General features: G+C 72.2%; 11 protein-coding genes and 1 pseudogene. 5 read left to right on the forward strand and 7 right to left on the reverse strand.

Going from position 1 to position 16,189, the window contains the following annotated elements:
• The first annotated feature begins 54 nt into the window (after positions 1-54).
• Complete coding sequence (locus ABZS71_RS13460) at positions 55-669, forward strand: TIGR03086 family metal-binding protein (protein WP_356209677.1); 615 nt, start codon at positions 55-57, stop codon at positions 667-669.
• A gap of 4 nt (positions 670-673) precedes the next feature.
• The gene (locus tag ABZS71_RS13465) at positions 674-2,218 is read left to right on the forward strand and encodes an MFS transporter (protein WP_356209679.1); all 1,545 of its coding nucleotides are present in this window, start codon (positions 674-676) and stop codon (positions 2,216-2,218) included.
• Positions 2,219-2,612: 394 nt separating this feature from the next.
• Here the strand turns inward: ABZS71_RS13465 and ABZS71_RS13470 are convergent, their stop codons facing one another.
• Complete coding sequence (locus tag ABZS71_RS13470; protein ID WP_356209681.1) at positions 2,613-3,500, reverse strand: adhesin; 888 nt, start codon at positions 3,498-3,500, stop codon at positions 2,613-2,615.
• Between the two features lie 592 nt (positions 3,501-4,092).
• On the opposite strand from ABZS71_RS13470, the gene ABZS71_RS13475 reads away from it, so the two are divergent.
• Genes ABZS71_RS13475 through ABZS71_RS13485 form a run of 3 tightly spaced genes read left to right on the forward strand, consistent with a single transcriptional unit; the run spans position 4,093 to position 7,252 of the window.
• On the forward strand, positions 4,093-6,441 hold the full coding sequence (locus ABZS71_RS13475) for an ATP-binding protein (protein ID WP_356209684.1): 2,349 nt from the start codon (positions 4,093-4,095) through the stop codon (positions 6,439-6,441).
• Positions 6,438-6,869 carry a roadblock/LC7 domain-containing protein gene (locus ABZS71_RS13480; protein WP_356209687.1) on the forward strand — a complete coding sequence of 144 codons (432 nt, stop codon included), beginning with the start codon at positions 6,438-6,440 and terminating at the stop codon, positions 6,867-6,869. The genes ABZS71_RS13475 and ABZS71_RS13480 overlap by 4 nt, the downstream gene beginning before the upstream one ends.
• Positions 6,866-7,252: a DUF742 domain-containing protein gene (locus tag ABZS71_RS13485; RefSeq protein WP_355851286.1), complete on the forward strand. Its 387-nt coding sequence runs from the start codon at positions 6,866-6,868 to the stop codon at positions 7,250-7,252. Before ABZS71_RS13480 ends, ABZS71_RS13485 begins: the two co-directional genes overlap by 4 nt.
• 376 nt (positions 7,253-7,628) lie before the next feature.
• On the opposite strand, the gene ABZS71_RS13490 is transcribed toward ABZS71_RS13485, so the two are convergent.
• The 6 genes and pseudogenes from ABZS71_RS13490 to ABZS71_RS13515 all read right to left on the reverse strand — a co-directional run bounded on the left by ABZS71_RS13490 (position 7,629) and on the right by ABZS71_RS13515 (position 16,178).
• A complete protein-coding gene (locus ABZS71_RS13490; RefSeq protein WP_356209690.1) occupies positions 7,629-8,552 on the reverse strand; it encodes a sugar nucleotide-binding protein in 924 nt (307 codons plus the stop codon).
• Positions 8,549-9,589: an ROK family protein gene (locus ABZS71_RS13495; RefSeq protein WP_355851280.1), complete on the reverse strand. Its 1,041-nt coding sequence runs from the start codon at positions 9,587-9,589 to the stop codon at positions 8,549-8,551. The genes ABZS71_RS13490 and ABZS71_RS13495 overlap by 4 nt, the downstream gene beginning before the upstream one ends.
• Complete coding sequence (locus ABZS71_RS13500) at positions 9,570-9,941, reverse strand: cupin domain-containing protein (RefSeq protein ID WP_355851277.1); 372 nt, start codon at positions 9,939-9,941, stop codon at positions 9,570-9,572. The genes ABZS71_RS13495 and ABZS71_RS13500 overlap by 20 nt, the downstream gene beginning before the upstream one ends.
• The gene (locus ABZS71_RS13505) at positions 9,934-11,109 is read right to left on the reverse strand and encodes a sedoheptulose 7-phosphate cyclase (protein WP_356209693.1); all 1,176 of its coding nucleotides are present in this window, start codon (positions 11,107-11,109) and stop codon (positions 9,934-9,936) included. The genes ABZS71_RS13500 and ABZS71_RS13505 overlap by 8 nt, the downstream gene beginning before the upstream one ends.
• A pseudogene (malQ, locus tag ABZS71_RS13510) lies at positions 11,081-13,164 on the reverse strand (4-alpha-glucanotransferase). Before malQ ends, ABZS71_RS13505 begins: the two are co-directional and overlap by 29 nt.
• Entirely contained in the window at positions 13,161-16,178 is a 3,018-nt protein-coding gene (locus ABZS71_RS13515; protein WP_356209695.1) for a Cof-type HAD-IIB family hydrolase, read from the reverse strand. The pseudogene malQ and the gene ABZS71_RS13515 overlap by 4 nt, the downstream one beginning before the upstream one ends.
• Between the last annotated feature and the right edge of the window lie 11 nt (positions 16,179-16,189).

Genomic DNA, 16,189 nt, shown 5'->3' on the forward strand with positions numbered 1-16,189 from the left:
TCGGTCGTGCTAATAGATTTTGCCGGCCCCTAGGCCCTGCGAGAAAGGGATCCCGTGGACATCGTGGAGTTCGACCGGATCGCCGTACTGGAGTCATTACGGCTGGTCGAGAAGGCGAGCCAGGACGACTGGGAACGGCCGACACCGTGCGCCGAGTGGAATCTGCGGCAGCTCGTGTCCCATATGGCCGGTCAGCACGAAGGGTTCGCCGCATCCGCCGCCGGCGGCGCGGGCGATCTCGACGCCTGGCGGGACCGGCCGCTCGGCAGCCGGCCGTACGACACCTACCGGGAGTCGGCGCAGCGGGTCCTCGACGCCTTCGCCGGAGACGGCATCCTCGAACGCAGCTTCCAGCTTCCCGAGGTCATCCCCGACTTCGACTTCCCCGCCTCCGTGGCGATCGGCTTCCACTTCCTCGACTACGTAGTCCATGCCTGGGACGTCGCCACCGCACTCGGCATCCCCCTCGAACTGCCCGATCACGTCATCGAGGAGGCGCTGCGCATCGCGGCTCTGGTCCCCGACGACGCGTCACGCCGAGTACCGGGCGCCGCGTTCCAGCCGTCCGTGGACCTGCCCAGCGGCGCCCCGCCCCTGGACCGGCTCGTCGTCATGCTCGGGCGCACGCTCCCGGGCGCCGGCCCGTCCGGCGCCCGACGGGTCGCCTGAAACCATGGAGGTCACCCCCGAGATGCCCGGCGACACCACGTCACCTTCCGTCGGCCGAACCGCGCTCATACCGCCCTCGGGCGCCGCGCGGGGCGAAACGGCCATCATCGTCGCCCTCTCCATCGCCGCCATGGTCGTCTCCATGGCGCAGACGCTCATCGTGCCGATCCTCGGCGTGATCCAGGCCGCACTGCACACCTCCGCCGCCAACGTCAGCTGGGCCAACACCGCCACCCTCCTGTCCGCCGCCGTGTTCACCCCGCTGCTCAGCCGGTTCGGCGACCAGCACGGCAGGAAACGCACGATGATGGCGGCCCTCGTCGTCATGACGGCCGGCTCGCTGTTGGCCGCCCTGACGCACTCCCTGTTCTGGCTCATCGTCGGGCGGGTGCTCCAGGGCAGCGCCACCGCGCTCTTCCCCCTGGCCCTCGCCGTACTGCGCCACGAGATCCGCCCGCAGCGACTGGCCGGGTCGATGGCCCTGGTCAGCGGCACCCTGGGGTTCGGCAGTGGTCTCGCGCTGGTGATGACGGGCCTGCTCACCCAGAACGCGGGCTCCGACTACCGCCGCGTCTTCTGGGTCGCCGCGGCCCTCGCGTTCATGGCGCTGTGCGCCGTGGCGCTCCTGGTGCCGACCGACCACGACCACACCGGCGGTCGCACCGATGTGCTGGGCGCGCTCACCTTCGGCGGATTCCTGGTCCTTCTGCTGCTGCCCATTTCACAGGGGAGCAAATGGGGCTGGTCCTCCGGGCGTACGACGGGCTGCTTCATCGCGGCGGCGGTCATGGCGTGCGTATGGTGGTTCACCGAGCGCCGCGTCCGCGAACCCATGGTGGACCTGCCGACCTTCACCCACCGTCCGGTGCTGTTCACCAATGTCGCCGGGCTGCTCATCGGCTTTGTGATGTTCACCCAGTTCATCGGGCTGTCGTTCCTGGTCCAGATGCCCGGAAGCATCGCCGGATACGGCTTCGGCGCCTCCGTACTGCGCGCCTCGGTCGAATACCTGCTGCCCAGCACCCTGGTCTCGCTGCTCACCGCACCCTTGGGCGGCGCCCTGGTCCAGCGCTACGGGCCCCAACTGGTGCTGACGGTCAGCGGGGTGCTCGGCACTGCCGGGTTCGTCTGGCTGTCGACGGCCCATGACACGACCGCGTCCGTGATCGGTGCCAGCCTCATCACCGGCGCGGCCATCAGCTTCGGCTACGCGGCGCTCCCCGCGCTGATCGCCGCGGGCGTCCCGCGCGAGATGACCGGGCTTGCCAACGGCATCAACTCGATCTCCCGCTCCGTCGGCAGCGCGATCGGCAGCGCCACGATCACCACATTGCTGGCCTCGAAGAGCATCCAGGGCCTGCCACCGGGTCTGCCCCCGCTGCCCGCCGAGTCCCAGTTCACCATCGGCTTCGTGATCGGCGCCGCGGTGTGGACCGCCGTCATCCTGGTCGCCCTCTTCGGCCTGCCCCGCACGGCCCGGCCGCGCCGACGCGGCGCCGAGGAACGGGCGAGCGGTACAGCTGATGCGGACCGCAAGAGCCGAATCTAGACTGACGAAGGCGTGGAACATCCTGAATGAGGGAGACATGTGCCATGTCCAAGCGAGGCAACAAGCGACGCGCCCGTAGGAAGAAGAGGGCCAACCACGGGAAGCGTCCCAACACCTGAACCGACCGAGCCACGAGCCTGTGGGCGCCGGAAACCCGTGTCACCCCATGCGACCTGCGTGTACGCGTGCATGAGACCGCCGAGTCGATCGCGTCGGGAGACGCGAGTTTCGTCGGTGGCGACGAGGCGACGCGTCACGGGGGGACTGCCTACGCTCGCACAGCGGGCCCGCGAGGCTGCCGTCCTCCCCATCCGCCGATTCCTGTGACCCCGGTACGCGCCGGACTCGCGGACGCGCCGCGGCCGGCTGCCCACCCGAAAGGACGCCGCGGCTCTCAGGACCCAGCCTGGCAAGTGACCTTCATCTGGCCCGCCGCATGGTGGGCGTACGTCGGGCCGTTGTCGTTCCAGTCCTGTCCGCGGTCGAGCATCCTCACCGCGATACGGCCGTCCTCCACGCGGTACGTGCCCGCATCCACGAGCCGGCCCCGGTTCGCCCGCTGATCGACCTGGAAGGTCGCGTACGCGCTGTCCTCGTCTTGCGGGTCGGAGAGCACGCGGTACGTCGTCGGGTCGCCGCCCACGTCCGTGCTGTCACCGTTGGGTACGAACACCCCGATCGTGCACGTGTCGTGGCCGGGGCCCACCGACCACCACCACAGCGCCGAGTTGTCGTGGTCCTCTGTCCGGCTGCCCGACATGGGGACGGCGGCGTAGGAGCCATCGCAGGAACCGCCGTCGTAGCCGCCGTAATCAACGGTGTACCAGCCTTCGCTGCCGTCGGTGTAGCGGCCGTACTCGCCGTAGCCGCCGTACGCGCCGGAGGAACAGCCGTGCCCGGCCCAGGCGGAGTAGTGAGCGGGTTCCGGATCGACCGGGGCGGGGTTCTTCGTCGGGCGGGGGCGGGGTGAGTCGGAGGCGGGGTTCTTGGTCGGCTTGGGGTGGGGCGAGCGACCCGGCCCGGCGGAACGGGTGGAGGACGCCGAGCCAGAGGCGGTCGGTTCCGGCAGGGCCGGGTCGTCCGTGGGCAGGATCAGGCTCGGCCTCGGCACGGCACGGACCCCCGCGTCGGCCTCCCTGCCCTGCGTGGTCTCCGGGGCGGAGAAGAGGGAGGGTGAAACGAGCAGGGCTCCGCCGCCGACCAGCCCGGACATCAGAAGCAGGGCGCCCAGCGCGACGCCCGTCTCGCGGATGATCCACGGATCCGGGCGCTGTTTCCTCATCGTGCCGAACCGGCAGGAACAGGGACTTCCGGACAGCGCTTTTCCATCGCCGCCGCACCGCTCACATGCCATCGAAGGTCCCCGTACTCACCAGCCGATCAAGTTCTTCAAGGGGGGACCACTATGCATGAGGTCACAACGCAGAGGTAGTGGTCTGACAGCGCCAAGAAGTTGACACGGCGTCAGGCGAGGAGACGCGAGGCAGGCGATCAACCGTCGGCCTTCCCCCGGCGCCACCTTCGCCGAGCTGTCCGCCGCCCTGGCGCTGGGCGAGCGGGAGATCGTGGTGCTGGATGTGGCGCCGTCACGCGGAGCGCGCGGAGGGCCGCCTCGACGGCTCGGTGCACCTGTCCCTCCACGCGTTGCGCGGGCGCATGGGCGACCGTGTGACAACGGGAAAAGAGTGACGTATGTCATCTCCTGCTACCAGTGAGTAACCAGCGGGGCCCCAGGCCCGCTACCGTGCTGGTTCCCGGAACGGGCGACGTGGTCGCCCGGCGCCGGTTACCCTGCCTCCCGCACCCGTCCCACCCCCGGGGAGACCATGCGCCGGCGAACTGGCCGTCCCACGATCCGCACCCGGATCGTTGCCTTGTCCCTGATACCGAGCGCGGCGCTGCTCGCCCTGTGGGGGTTCGCCATGGTCTCGATGACCGGCGACCTGCGGGCGCTGATCCGTCTGCAGGGGGTGTACGAGCACTTCGGCACCCCCGTGGACACCGCCGTCGGCCAGATCCAGATCGAGCGGCGGATGTCCGCCGAATACCTGGGCTCGCGCGGCGGCGCCACGCGGGTCGCGGAACTGACCCGTCAGCACCGTTCCACCGACGCGGCCGTACGCGCCATGCGCGCCGCCGCGGCCGCTCCGGACCGGCAGGGGGACCTCACCGCCGAGCAGCGCTCCGCCCTCGACGCCATGCTCGCCGCCACGGAGAAACTTCCCGCGCTGCGTGAACAGGTTCTCGCCCGCAAGGTGGCCTGGGACCGGGCGGTCGACGGCTACACCGCGGTTGTCGAGCCGACGTTCGCCGTCCAGTCGGCGCTCACCGCGCTCCAGGCCGGGAAGCTCGCCCGGGAGGCCCAGGTCGTCGTCGAGCTCGTACGGGTCCGGGAGTTCGTGTCCCGCGAGGACGCCCTGGTGGCCGGAGCCCGGGCGGCCGGCCGCTTCGAGTCCCGCCAGTACCGCGTCCTCACCGCCACGATCGAGGACCGACGGGTCTTCCAGCGGACGTACGTGCCCGTCCTGCCGGACGACTCCCGCAAGCTGTTCGAGGACTTCCGGCACGGCCCTGAGTTCACCGCGCTCACCTCGGGCGAGGACACGCTGCTGAAAGCCGGTCAGGCACGCGCGGGCAAGGCCGTCACCGCCGACTCCTGGCGCACCACCATGGACCGGGCCGTCAAGCGCTACATGCTGCTGTGCAGCGACGCGGCCCGGAACTCCGCCGCCCGCGGCCGGGGCTTCGCCAAGGGCGAGCTGCTGCGGGCCGGCATCGCGGGAGGGGCGGGGCTGGCCGCCGTGGGCCTCTCCATCCGGTTCTCGGTCCGCACCGGCCGCCGTATCTCCCGCCGCCTCGAAGGGCTGCGCGACGCCGCCGACGTCCTGGCGACCCGGCAGCTGCCCGAGGTGATGGCACGGCTCGGGGCGGGGGAGGAGGTCGACGCGGCCGTGGCGGCCCCGCCGCTGTCGTACGGCGACGACGCGGCCGGCCAGGACGAGCTGGGTCAGGTCGGCCGGGCGCTGAACACGGCGCGCCGGGCGGCGGTCGAGGCCGCCGTCAAGCAGGCCAGTCTGCGCCGGGGCGTCTTCGCGGTCCTGCTGAACATCGCCCGCCGCAACCAGGCGCTGGTGCACCGCCAGCTCAAGCTGGTCGACACGCTGGAACGCCGGACCACCGACCCGGACGCGCTGGAGCAGTTGTTCCGTATCGACCATCTGACGACGCGGATGCGGCGGCATGCCGAGGGCCTGATCATCCTCTCCGGCGCTGCCCCCGGCCGTCGTTGGCGCAACCCCGTCCCCGTGGTCGAGGTGGTCGGCTCGGCGGCGGGCGAGATCGAGGAGTACGGCCGCGTGGTCGTGCCGCCGATGCCCGCTGTCGGGATGGTCGGCGAGGCGGTGGCCGACGTCGTCCATCTGGTCGCCGAACTCCTGGAGAACGCCACCTCCTTCTCGCCACCCCACACCCAGGTCACCATGCGGCTCGGTGACGCCCGGCACGGATTCGTCCTGGAGATCGACGACCGCGGGCTGGGCATGGACGGCGAAGAGCTGGAGGAGGCCAACCGCACCCTCGCGCGGGCGGGCGACTTCGACCCGACACAGACCGAGCGGCTGGGCCTGTACGTCGTGGGGCGGCTGGCCGGCCGCCATGGGATCGGGGTGACCCTGTGCCGGTCCCCGTACGGCGGCACCACGGCCGTGGTCCTGCTGCCGCACGCGATCCTCGCGGACGTCGCCGCTGCCGCCCCGGAAGGAGGGATCCCGCACGAGGACGGTGCCGCTCCGGGCGCGTGGCCCGTACGGGAGGCGGCACACCCTCTCGGCGGCGCTTCCGCGCGGCGACAGCCCGGCGAGCACCAGGCCGGACGGGGGCGGCAGAGGAGGCTGGGGCCCGTTGCCGCCGTCGCCGAGCCCGCCGCGCGGCCGTCAACCGGCGCGCCGCCCGCGGCGGAACCGCCCGCCCAGGCCACGGGAGCGGGCGCGGGAAAGCTGCCCACCCGGGTGCGCCAGGCGAGCCTGGCGCCGCAGCTGCGCGACGAGGGGCCGGGATCATCGCAGGACGGCCGCCGCGCAGGCGACGGACAGGCAGAGGACGAACCCCCAGAGGTCACACCGGAGCAGATGGGCGCCATCTTCGGCGCCTACCAGCGCGGGCTGAAACGCGGCCGCGCCGATGAGCAGCCGGAGCCGGACACCGACCACGGGAGGACCCGATGACACGCGACGAGCGGAACACCGAAGCACCGGCCGGCGAATTCGACTGGCTGCTGGACGACCTGGTCGACCGCACCGGCCACGTCCGCCAGGCCGTCCTGCTGTCCTCGGACGGCCTCGCCACGAGCGCGTCCGAAGGGATGAGCAAGGAGGACATCGACCACCTGGCCGCCGTCAGCTCCGGCTTCCACAGCCTCGCCAAGGGCGTGAGCGACCGGTTCGCGGTCGGAGCGGTGCGCCAGACCATGGTCATGCTCGACGGCGCGTATCTCTTCGTCGCCCAGGCGGGCGACAGCAGCTGCCTGGCGGTGCTGGCCGATACGGAGACCGATGTCGGCCAGCTGGCCTACGAGATGTCGCTGCTCGTCAAGCGGGCCGGCCGGCACATGGCCTCGCCGGCACGCTCGGTGCCCGAGGCCGCCGACGGATGACAGGAAGACAGGACGAGGAGGCGTACTGGTACGAGGACGAGACCGGGCCGATGGTGCGCCCCTACACCGTGACCCGGGGCCGTACCCGCCCCGCCACGGAAGTCCCCATCGACCTGATGGCGCAGATCAGCGCGGTGGAAGGAGCGGACCCCCGGCAGGCGCTCGACCATGCCCGGACCTCCCTGCTCGAACTGGTCCGCCGCGGGCCCCGGCCGCTCACCGAACTCGCGGCCGACGCCGATCTGCCGCTCACGGTCGTGCGGGTCCTCCTCGGGGATCTCGCCGCCGCCGGAGTGGTCCGTATCGGCCGCCCCACCGGCCAGGGGAGCAGGCCGGACCCCAGGCTGCTGCGGGAAGTGGCCGCGCGCCTGCGCGAGCTCTGAACAACGCATCGCCCCTCGGCCCACTGCCCGCACTGACGGAGCTGCCGGCCCCTTGCGGTGGGCGTGGTCAGGATCGGGAACAGTGCGCGCTTTCGGCAGGGCGCCTGTGGGCGTGCGCGGGTAGGCACCGGTCGGCGGGGAGTCCGCGCGCCACGTTCCCGCCGGACCACCGCCGTCGGCGGCCATCCCACCGACGCGGAGGCCCGCGCCCCGAGGCCCGCGCCCCGAGGCCGGCGCCCCGAGGCCGGCGCCCCGAGGCCGGCGCCCCGAGGCCGGCGCCCCGATGCCCGCGCCCCGATGCCCGCGCCCTGACACCGGCGCCCCGACACCGGCGCCACGGCATCCGGGGTCGCGCGACGTGGCGGCGCGGTGTGGCCTACGACGCCCCCCTGAACGCGGCTGCCAGGGATCGGGCGCCCTCCCGTACGCCGCGGACCGGTATCAGGCGCGTAGCCGGGAGATCGGACAGGAGGTCACTCGAGAGGCAGGCGTTCTCCGGGCGGGACGCGTAGCGGGTGTGGGCCTTCGCCACCGGGTCCACCAACTCCGGTGGCGCCCCGAGGGCCTGGGCGATCACCGTGGCCCACTCCGCGCGTGTCACCCGGTCCGGTCCGCCCAGGTGAAGGACCGGGGGAGGGGGCGCGTCCATGTGCAGGACCGCGGACGTCACCTCGGCCACGTCGTCCACCTGCACCGGGGTGGTCCATTGGTCGTAGGGGGCCTGTACGTGTTCACCGCGCAGCAACCGATGGGCGCAGGCCGCGAAGAAGTTGAGCCACTTGCCCGCCGCGGCCGGCTCATGGCCGTAGACGAGGCTGACCCGCAGTGCGACGGCTTCCGCCGCCTGGCCCAGAAGGGTCTCCTCGGCGCGACGTTTCGCACGGCCGTAGGCGTTCGTGGGAGACACCGGTGTGGTCTCCACGTTGTCGGCCGACCTTCCGTCGAAGACGTTGTCGGTGGAGATCATGACGATCCGTGACTGCGCGGCCATGGAGGCGAAGGTGTTCGCCACCGTCGTGTGCGCCCGGTCCGCCTGCGCGGGGTGGGCCTCGCACCAGGTGACGTCCGAGGGGCCGTGCACGAGCACGACGTACCGCGGACGTACGCGGGCGAGGAGGCGGCCGCAGGCCTCCGGTTCCGTGGCGTCCAGCGCGGACCAGCGGGCGCCGTACGTCTCCGGGGGCTGCGCGGGGCGACCACGCGACGCGAGCGTCACCGCGCCGCCCGACGCGGCGAGGCGCCGGGCGATGGCCGTCCCGACGAATCCGCTGCCGACAATGAGCGTACGCGGCCCGTTCATCGGGCCTCCTGGACGGCGGGCGCCGGGATCCGGCCGGCCAGCAGCCGTCCCACGCCGATCAGGCCGTGGTCGTCGTCGGCGACGCCCAGCGACACCATGGCATCGACCTGGCCCGCGGCAAGCCCGAAGCATCCCAGCCGCACCAACTCGCCGACCAGGAGCTCCCGGTAGCGTTCCCCGATCGCCAGGGCGAAGCCACCCATCACGATGTAGCGGCACACCCCGATCGACGTGAAGACGGCAGTGATCGCCTGTGCGAGATGGACGAGTGTGCCGCGCAGTACCTCTGTGGCGAACGCGTCGCCCTCGCGTACGGCCGTGGCCAGCCCCCGGTTGTCGAGAGCCGCCGCGCGGCCGTCGCTCAGCGCGGCGAGGCGGGAGCGGGCGAAGCGGGCCGGATCGGCGGCTGCCGCCCGGTGTGCCGCCGCGAGGACGCCGCGCCCCGAGGCGATGGCGCCCAGGTGGCCGCGGGCCCCGCAGTCGCACAACGGCGCGTCGGGCGAGGTGTCGCACACCCAGTGGCCGAGCTCCCCGCCGTGGCCGTCGGCGTCAAGGAGGATCTCGCCGCCGCGGAAGACCTTGTTGCCGATGCCGGAGCTGATGGTCAGCAGACAGAACGGCTGTGGCTCGGTGGCGGCGTAGCGCCAGGCCGCCGCGGTGAGGTCGTTCACGACGACGACCGGGACGCCGAGGCGCTCCGTGAGCAGCCCGGCCAGGGGCAGTGGTTCTCCGCGCCGCCCCCATATGGTGGGGGCGGCCAGGACCAGGCCGCCCGCGGTGATCGGTCCGGCGAAGGCGAGCCCGACGGCCCGCGGCCCCACGCCGGCCATGTGCGCGCCCGCCTCGCGCACGATCTGGTCCACCACCCGCTGCTGCAGTACGGCTACGGGCGCGGCCGGATCGCGCCCCAGCCCGTCGACCGGCACCCGGCGCACCCGCGAGACCGCTCGTGACGCGGGGTCGTAGCTCCCCACGCGGAGTGTGGTGCCGCCCACGTCAAGGACCGTGAACGAGGCGTCAGAGGGCGGGGTGGTCACGGAGGTCCTCCTCGAAGACGAGCAGACGCAGTTCCCCGTCGGCGTCGTTGAGCAGACCGTGCTCGCCGTACGGGCGGTTGACGACGATGTCTCCGGCCCGGACCCGGAATTCCTCGCCGTCCCGGAACATCAGGCCGCTGCCTGCCAGCACGATGTAGGTCTCGCGGTCGGCCCCGTGCCGGTGCCGGCCGATCGAGCTGCCGGGTGGCAGGACGGCGACGTCGATGAACTCCGCGCCCGTGCCGTCCGCCTGGCGCGCGAAGACCCGGTGCGCGAGGATCGTGCCGAGGCCACCGTGGTCGTGTGGCTTGCCGGTGAGCAGGTCCCGCATGTTCACGATGTCCTCAGCCATGGTGCCGGCCCTCTTCCCCCGCCAGGGCATCGAGCGCCGCCCGCAGGATCTCGTCGGGGATGTCCTCCAGCTCATCCACGAACGCCGCCTTGCCGAGCCCTGTCGGCAGGACGAGGTGCAGCTTGCGGCCCCGGCGCTGCCAGGAGGCCTGCAGCGCCTCGGTCATCAGGTCGGGTGTGCAGGTGTCGGCGTCGTACACCGGAAGCCCGATCCGCTTCAGGAGCCGCACGATCCGCGCGCAGGTCTCCGTGTCCGCCAGGCCCACAAGGCGTGCGAGGTGTGCGGAGAGCGCCATGTCGACGGCGACGGCCTCGCCGTGCTCGAGGCGGTGCCCGCTCGCCGTCTCGATCACCGGGCTGAAGGTGTGGCCGAAGTCCACGAGCCGCGCCAGTTCGTGCTCGCGGAGGTTGGGGCAGAGTTCCTCCATCATCAGCCGCATCGAGGTGCGGATGATGTACGTCTCCAGCTCCGCGTCGCCGGACGTCAGGAAGGCGTCCGGGTGCTCCTCCAGCACCCGGAACAGCTCCCCGTCCAGGATCACGGCCATCTTCACGATCTCGGCGAGACCGCAGCGGATCTCCCGCTCCGGCAGGGACGCGAGGAGCGCGGGGTCGTTGAGTGAGGCATGGGCGGGGTGGTAGGCGCCGAACATGTTCTTGATGTGCAGCGCGTTGACGCCGGTCTTGACTCCGACTCCGACGTCCACCTGTGCGACCAGCGTGGTGTTGATCTTGATGTAGCGGACGCCGCGGGCGTACATGGAGGCGGCGAAGCCGACGATGTCCGCGACGATCCCGCCGCCCACCGCGAGCATCACGCCGTGCCGGTCGAGCCCTGTCGCCTTGGCGATGGCGCAGACCTCCTCGGCCGACGCCAGGGTCTTGTGGCGCTCGCCGGTGCGGATGGTGTGCAGACTCCAGCTTCCCGCTTCCAGATGAGCGGTGAGATAGGCGCGCAGTCGGTCACCGTAGAGGCGGTCGACCGTCGGGCTGATGAAGGCCACGACCCTGCGACCCTCGACATAGCGGGCGAGAAGCGGATTGTCCTGGTTGAATACCCCGTCGTCGGTGACGTCGACCCGGTAGCCGGTGCCGTCGGGTGCCAGCAGGTCGAAGCCCGCGGCGTTCTCGTGGACGCCCTCAACCTGAGCAAGAACCTGGCCTGACATCTCTCTCCTCGGTCTTCGTTCGGTGCGGCTGAAGTTCCGCGAACACACGGGCAAGGGCCTGTACGAGGGGCTGGCCGGCCAGCTCGTCGAGCGGGACGGGGCGGCCCTGGGGATCGCTCACCGGCAGCCGCCAGTTCGGGTGCACCGTCGAGGTGCCGGGCAGGTTCTGCGGTCTGCGGTCGCCGGTGGCGTCCGGGAGCCAGACGCCGAGCATGCGGGCCGGGGTGCGGCACAGGAAGCGGTGCAGAGCCACCACCTCGCCGCGAGCGTCGGGGAGCAGAGCCAGCCGCTCCAGCTCCGCGAGCCAGCCGTCACGCTCGGCTGCCGCCTCGGCCTTCTCCTCTGCTGCGGAACGGGTCAACAGGCCCAGCTGAGCGCGGAGTTCGACATGCTCACCACTCAGCCAGGCCGCGGTCGTCGGGAGGTCGTGCGTGGTGAGGGTGGCCAGGCAGTTCTCCCGCCACTGCTGTGGCGGCAGCGGGCCGTGCCGTCCCTCGGAGCCCCCCACGTACTCGAAGCGCTGCACCGAGGTGCCGAGGATGCCGCGTGCCGCCAGCTCCTCGCGCACGCCCGCCTCGACGGTGCCGAGGTCCTCGCCGATCACGCTCGCTCCCGCGCGATGCGCCTCCAGCGTCAGAACGCCGAGCATCGCCTCGGCGTCGTAGCGCACGTACGTCCCATCGGACGGCGGCCGTCCCTCGGGCACCCACCACAGCCGGAACAGGCCCATGGCATGGTCGACGCGCAACGCCCCCGTGTGCCGCAGCCCGGCACGCAGCAGCTCCGCGAACGGACGGTAGCCCTCCGTGGCGAGGGCGCCGGGGCGCCAGGGCGGCTGCCCCCAGTCCTGGCCGCGCGGGTTGAAGTCGTCCGGTGGCGCGCCGACGCTCATCCCGGTGGCCAGAGCGTGCTGGAGCGCCCAGGCGTCGGCGCCCTCGGGTGCCACGCCGACCGCCAGATCGTGGACGAGGCCGATGCTCATGCCCGCGTCGACCGCCGCTGACTGCGCGGCGGCGAGTTGTTCGTCCGTGATCCAGGCGAGCCACCGGTGGAACGCGACGGCCTCGGACAGCTCCGCACGGGCGCGCTCCACCGCGGCGGACCGCGGATCACGCAGGGGGGCGGGCCAGGACCGCCAGGCGCCCCCGTGGACCTCCGCGAGTGCGCACCAGGTGGCGAAGTCGGTCAGATCCCGGCCCTCGCGCGCGGTGAAGGCCGCGAAGGCCGCCGCGCGACCCGGAGCGAGCGGCACCTCGTACACCCTCCGCAGAGCCTGGTGTTTGAGGGCGCGGACGGCCTCGCGGTCGATGAGCGAGTCTCCGCTCAGCACCTCCTCGTTGATCGCCCGCGCCCGGGCGGCACAGGCATCGGCGGCCCGCCGCGCCTCGCCGTCAGATACGCGTATTCGGGTACGGCCTCCACGCGCACGTGCAGGGGATCGGGGAAGCGGCGGGAGCTGGGCCGGTAGGGCGAAGGGTCGGGCAGCGGTCCCGGCTCGGCGGCGTGCAGCGGGCCGAGCTGGACGAAACCGGCCCCCAGGGTCTGGCCGGACCAGGCGACGAGGTCGGCGAGGTCGGCGAGATCGCCCATGCCCCAGGAACGGCGCGACAGGACGGAGTAGAGCTGGATGAGAAATCCCCAGCTGCGTCCCTCCGGAGCGGCGAGGCGCTCGGGCACGGCCAGCAGCGGGGCGGACTCCGACCGTCCCGCTCCATGGACGTGCACGGTGTGCCAGCCCGGCGGAAGCGGGGCGGACAGGGGAAGCCGGTCCCCGTCCTCCAACCGCACCTGCGCCGAGAGGTGGTCGGGAAGGCTCAGCTGTACGCACCCGGGGGAGCGGACCACGACGCAGGGCGGCAGGAGCCGAGCAGCCTGGCGGTCACGGTGCGCGTCGAGGGCTTCCCGGGCCGCGTGCGAGGTGGCCGCGTCCACTCCGCACGCGGCGAGGACGGCCACGAGGGTGTCCGGCGCGACGGTGACGCGTCGGCCCCGGTCGGTGGCGTATGCGGTGGCTATGCCATGGGCGCGGGCGAGCGCCGGCAAGGGGCTGGTCATACGCGCGCCTCCGCGGGGTCGAAGAGACGTTCGAGGACCACGGCCACTCCGTCCTCGTCATTGCCGGGCGCCACCTCGTCGGCCATGGCGCGCAGTGCGGGGTGGGCGTTGCCGACGGCCACTCCGTGGGCGGCCCAGGCCAGCAAGGGGATGTCGTTGGGCATGTCGCCGAAGGCGACGGTGTCCGCGCCGGTGAACCCCAGCAGGCGTGCGGCTCGTTCGACACCGGTGCCCTTGGTGGTGCCCGGGGGCAACACCTCCACCATCCCCTTCACGGAGTGCACGACCGTCACGGATCCCTCGCACAACTGCCGTGCTGTGTCGGCGAGTTCATCCTTGGATATCTCTGGATGGTGCAGGACCAGTTTGTCGATGGGGTCCGTCCACAGAAGTTCACGGTCGGTTGTCACGTCCCAGCCGTGGTGGACGCGCTCGCCGAAGCCCGGGGTGACCTTGAAGCGGCTTTCGGGGGGTGCCGTCACGACGCCGAGCTCCAGGCGCCCCAGGGCCGCCTCCACCCGGTCCACCACGGTGCGGGCGAGCGCACGGTCCAGGGAGGCCGACGCGAGCAGCCGGGCCGCGCCCGCGTCGTACAGCTGGGCGCCCTGTCCGCACACGGCGAGTCCGCGGTAGCCGAGTGCGGCCAGGAACTCCTTGCAGGCGGCGGCGGGCCGGCCGGTGACCACGAGGTGGTGCGCCCCCGCCTCGGCCACCAGGGCGAGGGCGCGCAGTGTGCGTTCGGAGACGGTCAGATCGCTGCGGAGCAAGGTGCCGTCGAGGTCGGTCGCCACGACCCGGAACGGTGCGGGCTCGGCAGGCAGGGTGTCCCAGGTGACCCGGCCGGACCTGAGGGTCAGCATGACGACGGGGCTGCGGCCGACGGGCGGGCCGTCCAGGACGCCTCTGAAGACCCCGTCGTCGTCCGGGACGAGTGCCTGGAGCACGGCCCCGCTGTCGTGGGGCACGGCCTCGTCGGATGCCATCGCCTCCGCGGTGGATTCCAGGGCCGGCGGGACGGGGGTCGTGCCGGGGACCACCGCCTCCACCCGTTCGACGTGGTCATGGACGTACTCCACCGTCCAGCGGCCACCGTCCCCGCGGCGGACCCGGCTGCGGTCGCGGACGCGCGCCGTCAGGTCACCCCGGCCCGCCGCCCGAGCGATTTCCTCGCAACGGATGAAGTCCGCCCGGCCATAGGCCGCCTCGAAGAGGCGCTCGCACGCCGCCGCGTCGAGCGGGGCGCAGCGCCCGTAGGCCGCCAGGTCGCCGAGGGCGCCGGCCGACTGCCGGATCAGTTGGGGGTACGTGGCCCAGGCCGAGGAGGGAAGGGAGTCGAACCAGCCGTACCGGATCGACTCCCGGGGCGGGAACTCGCGGGTACGCCCGCGTAGCAGGCCCTCGAATGCCGTAAGGCGCGACTCCGCGCAGCGCGCCCAGGTGAATCCCCGTGCGGTGTCCCGGGCGTTGGCGGACAGCCGGCCGTAGGTTTCCGGCGTGTCCCGGAAGACCGCCGCGGCCTGGCGTATGCGCTCGGCGAGTTCCCGCGCGAGGGCGGGGTCGTCGTCGCGGAACGAACCCCGCACGGGAAAGCCCGTCGCCTGCGGATGGTCCCTCGGCAGCGCGTGCCCGAAGTGCCCGGTGACCCGCTGGGCCGTGGCGATCGGTACCGCCCCGCAGGCCATCGCCTCGGCCTGGGCGATGAGGAAGCCGTCGAGTTCGTACTTCGACGGGAACACGCAGAAGTCCGCGCAGGCGGCCTGCTCGAAGAGGGTGTTCTCATCCGCCAGGCGCCAGTCCAGGTGCACCTGGCCCGGGTACCGGTCGGCGACGCGCTGGAAGTACGCGTTCGCCGCGGTCGCCGACTCCTCGCCGCCGCCACCGGTCGAGCAGCGTATGACGAAACTTATCTCCCGGTCCGTGGCCAGGACCCGTTCGACCGCCCGCATCAGTTCCAGCTGCCCCTTGTGATGCACGGCGTAGCGGGCAGCGTGGTAGAAGACGGGGCGGGCCGGGTCGAGGCCGAGTTCCCGCAGCACCCGCTCCCGGTCGACGGCCTCCGGATCGCGTGCCAGCCAGCTGTCCGCGATGCCGCAGCCGCCCATCAGCAGCTTGTGCGCCTGCTCGCGCAGCAGCCCGGCGACGGGCAGGGTCTCGAACAGCGCCTCGAACGGCGTGTCCCGGAAGGTGCTGTAGTAGTCGCGCTGGCCCGGGGACACGAAGTCGACGAGGTCCGCGTGGGACGCGATCAGGGGAAGGAAGCCGACGTAGTCCGGGCCGTATTCGATGTGCATGCGGGTGCCGGCAAGGGCCCGCGCCATGACCGCTTGCGGACTGTCCTCGGCGGGCAGCGGCCCGTCGAGGGCGTCGAGGGCGTTGAGCTCCGCCTCGTCGGCGCCGAAGAGCGAGAGCAGACGCTCCACCTGCGGCCGGTAGACCTTCTGCGCGATCGGCGCGTTGGCCGCGACCGTGGCCACCGTCCGGCGCAGCGGGTCCTTGGCGAGGACCGGCGGCAGCAGATAGTGGTAGTACGGTTCGAAGCCGTGCACCACGGCGGGCTCGCGCCCGAAGTACCGCTCGATGAAGCGCAGTCCGTCGACCTGGAAGACCAGTGGCTTGAAGTACGACAGGTCCCGGCCCTCCGTGCCGGGCGGCGGGTAGAGCCGGTCCGCGAGCAGGTCCAGGTACTCGTTGGACAGGAAGTACACGTCCACGCCGTCGATGCGCAGGCGGTGGGCGCGCGTGGTCAGCTCCAGCGTGATCTCGGCCGGACGGTCCGGCCACACCTTGGGATCGAGGACGAGCGGCAGCGCATGCTCGTACCGGTAGTCGAGGGTCTCGATCCGATGGCTGCGGCGCAGCCTGTCCAGGTGGCCGTGCGCAGGAGTGATCAGCGACACGCGATGGCCGCGCGCGGCGTACTCACGCGACAGATTCCACACGAGTGGCGAGAGCCCCCCGCGCATGAGCCGGTTGTCGAAGCCCCCGCATTCGAAGGAGAAGGTGATGATGTGCACGTCGCCGTTTC

This window comes from Streptomyces sp. NPDC005393 (genome assembly GCF_040606675.1).
Classification (GTDB): Bacteria; Actinomycetota; Actinomycetes; order Streptomycetales; family Streptomycetaceae; genus Streptomyces.

Bases quoted from the DNA above. Each gene is read 5' to 3' on its own strand.
- ABZS71_RS13465 (WP_356209679.1), top strand. From the start codon at position 674: ATGGAGGTCACCCCCGAGATGCCCGGCGACACCACGTCACCTTCCGTC.
- ABZS71_RS13470 (WP_356209681.1), bottom strand. From the start codon at position 3,500: ATGAGGAAACAGCGCCCGGATCCGTGGATCATCCGCGAGACGGGCGTC.
- ABZS71_RS13480 (WP_356209687.1), top strand. From the start codon at position 6,438: ATGACACGCGACGAGCGGAACACCGAAGCACCGGCCGGCGAATTCGAC.
- ABZS71_RS13485 (WP_355851286.1), top strand. From the start codon at position 6,866: ATGACAGGAAGACAGGACGAGGAGGCGTACTGGTACGAGGACGAGACC.
- ABZS71_RS13490 (WP_356209690.1), bottom strand. From the start codon at position 8,552: ATGAACGGGCCGCGTACGCTCATTGTCGGCAGCGGATTCGTCGGGACG.
- ABZS71_RS13500 (WP_355851277.1), bottom strand. From the start codon at position 9,941: ATGGCTGAGGACATCGTGAACATGCGGGACCTGCTCACCGGCAAGCCA.
- ABZS71_RS13505 (WP_356209693.1), bottom strand. From the start codon at position 11,109: ATGTCAGGCCAGGTTCTTGCTCAGGTTGAGGGCGTCCACGAGAACGCC.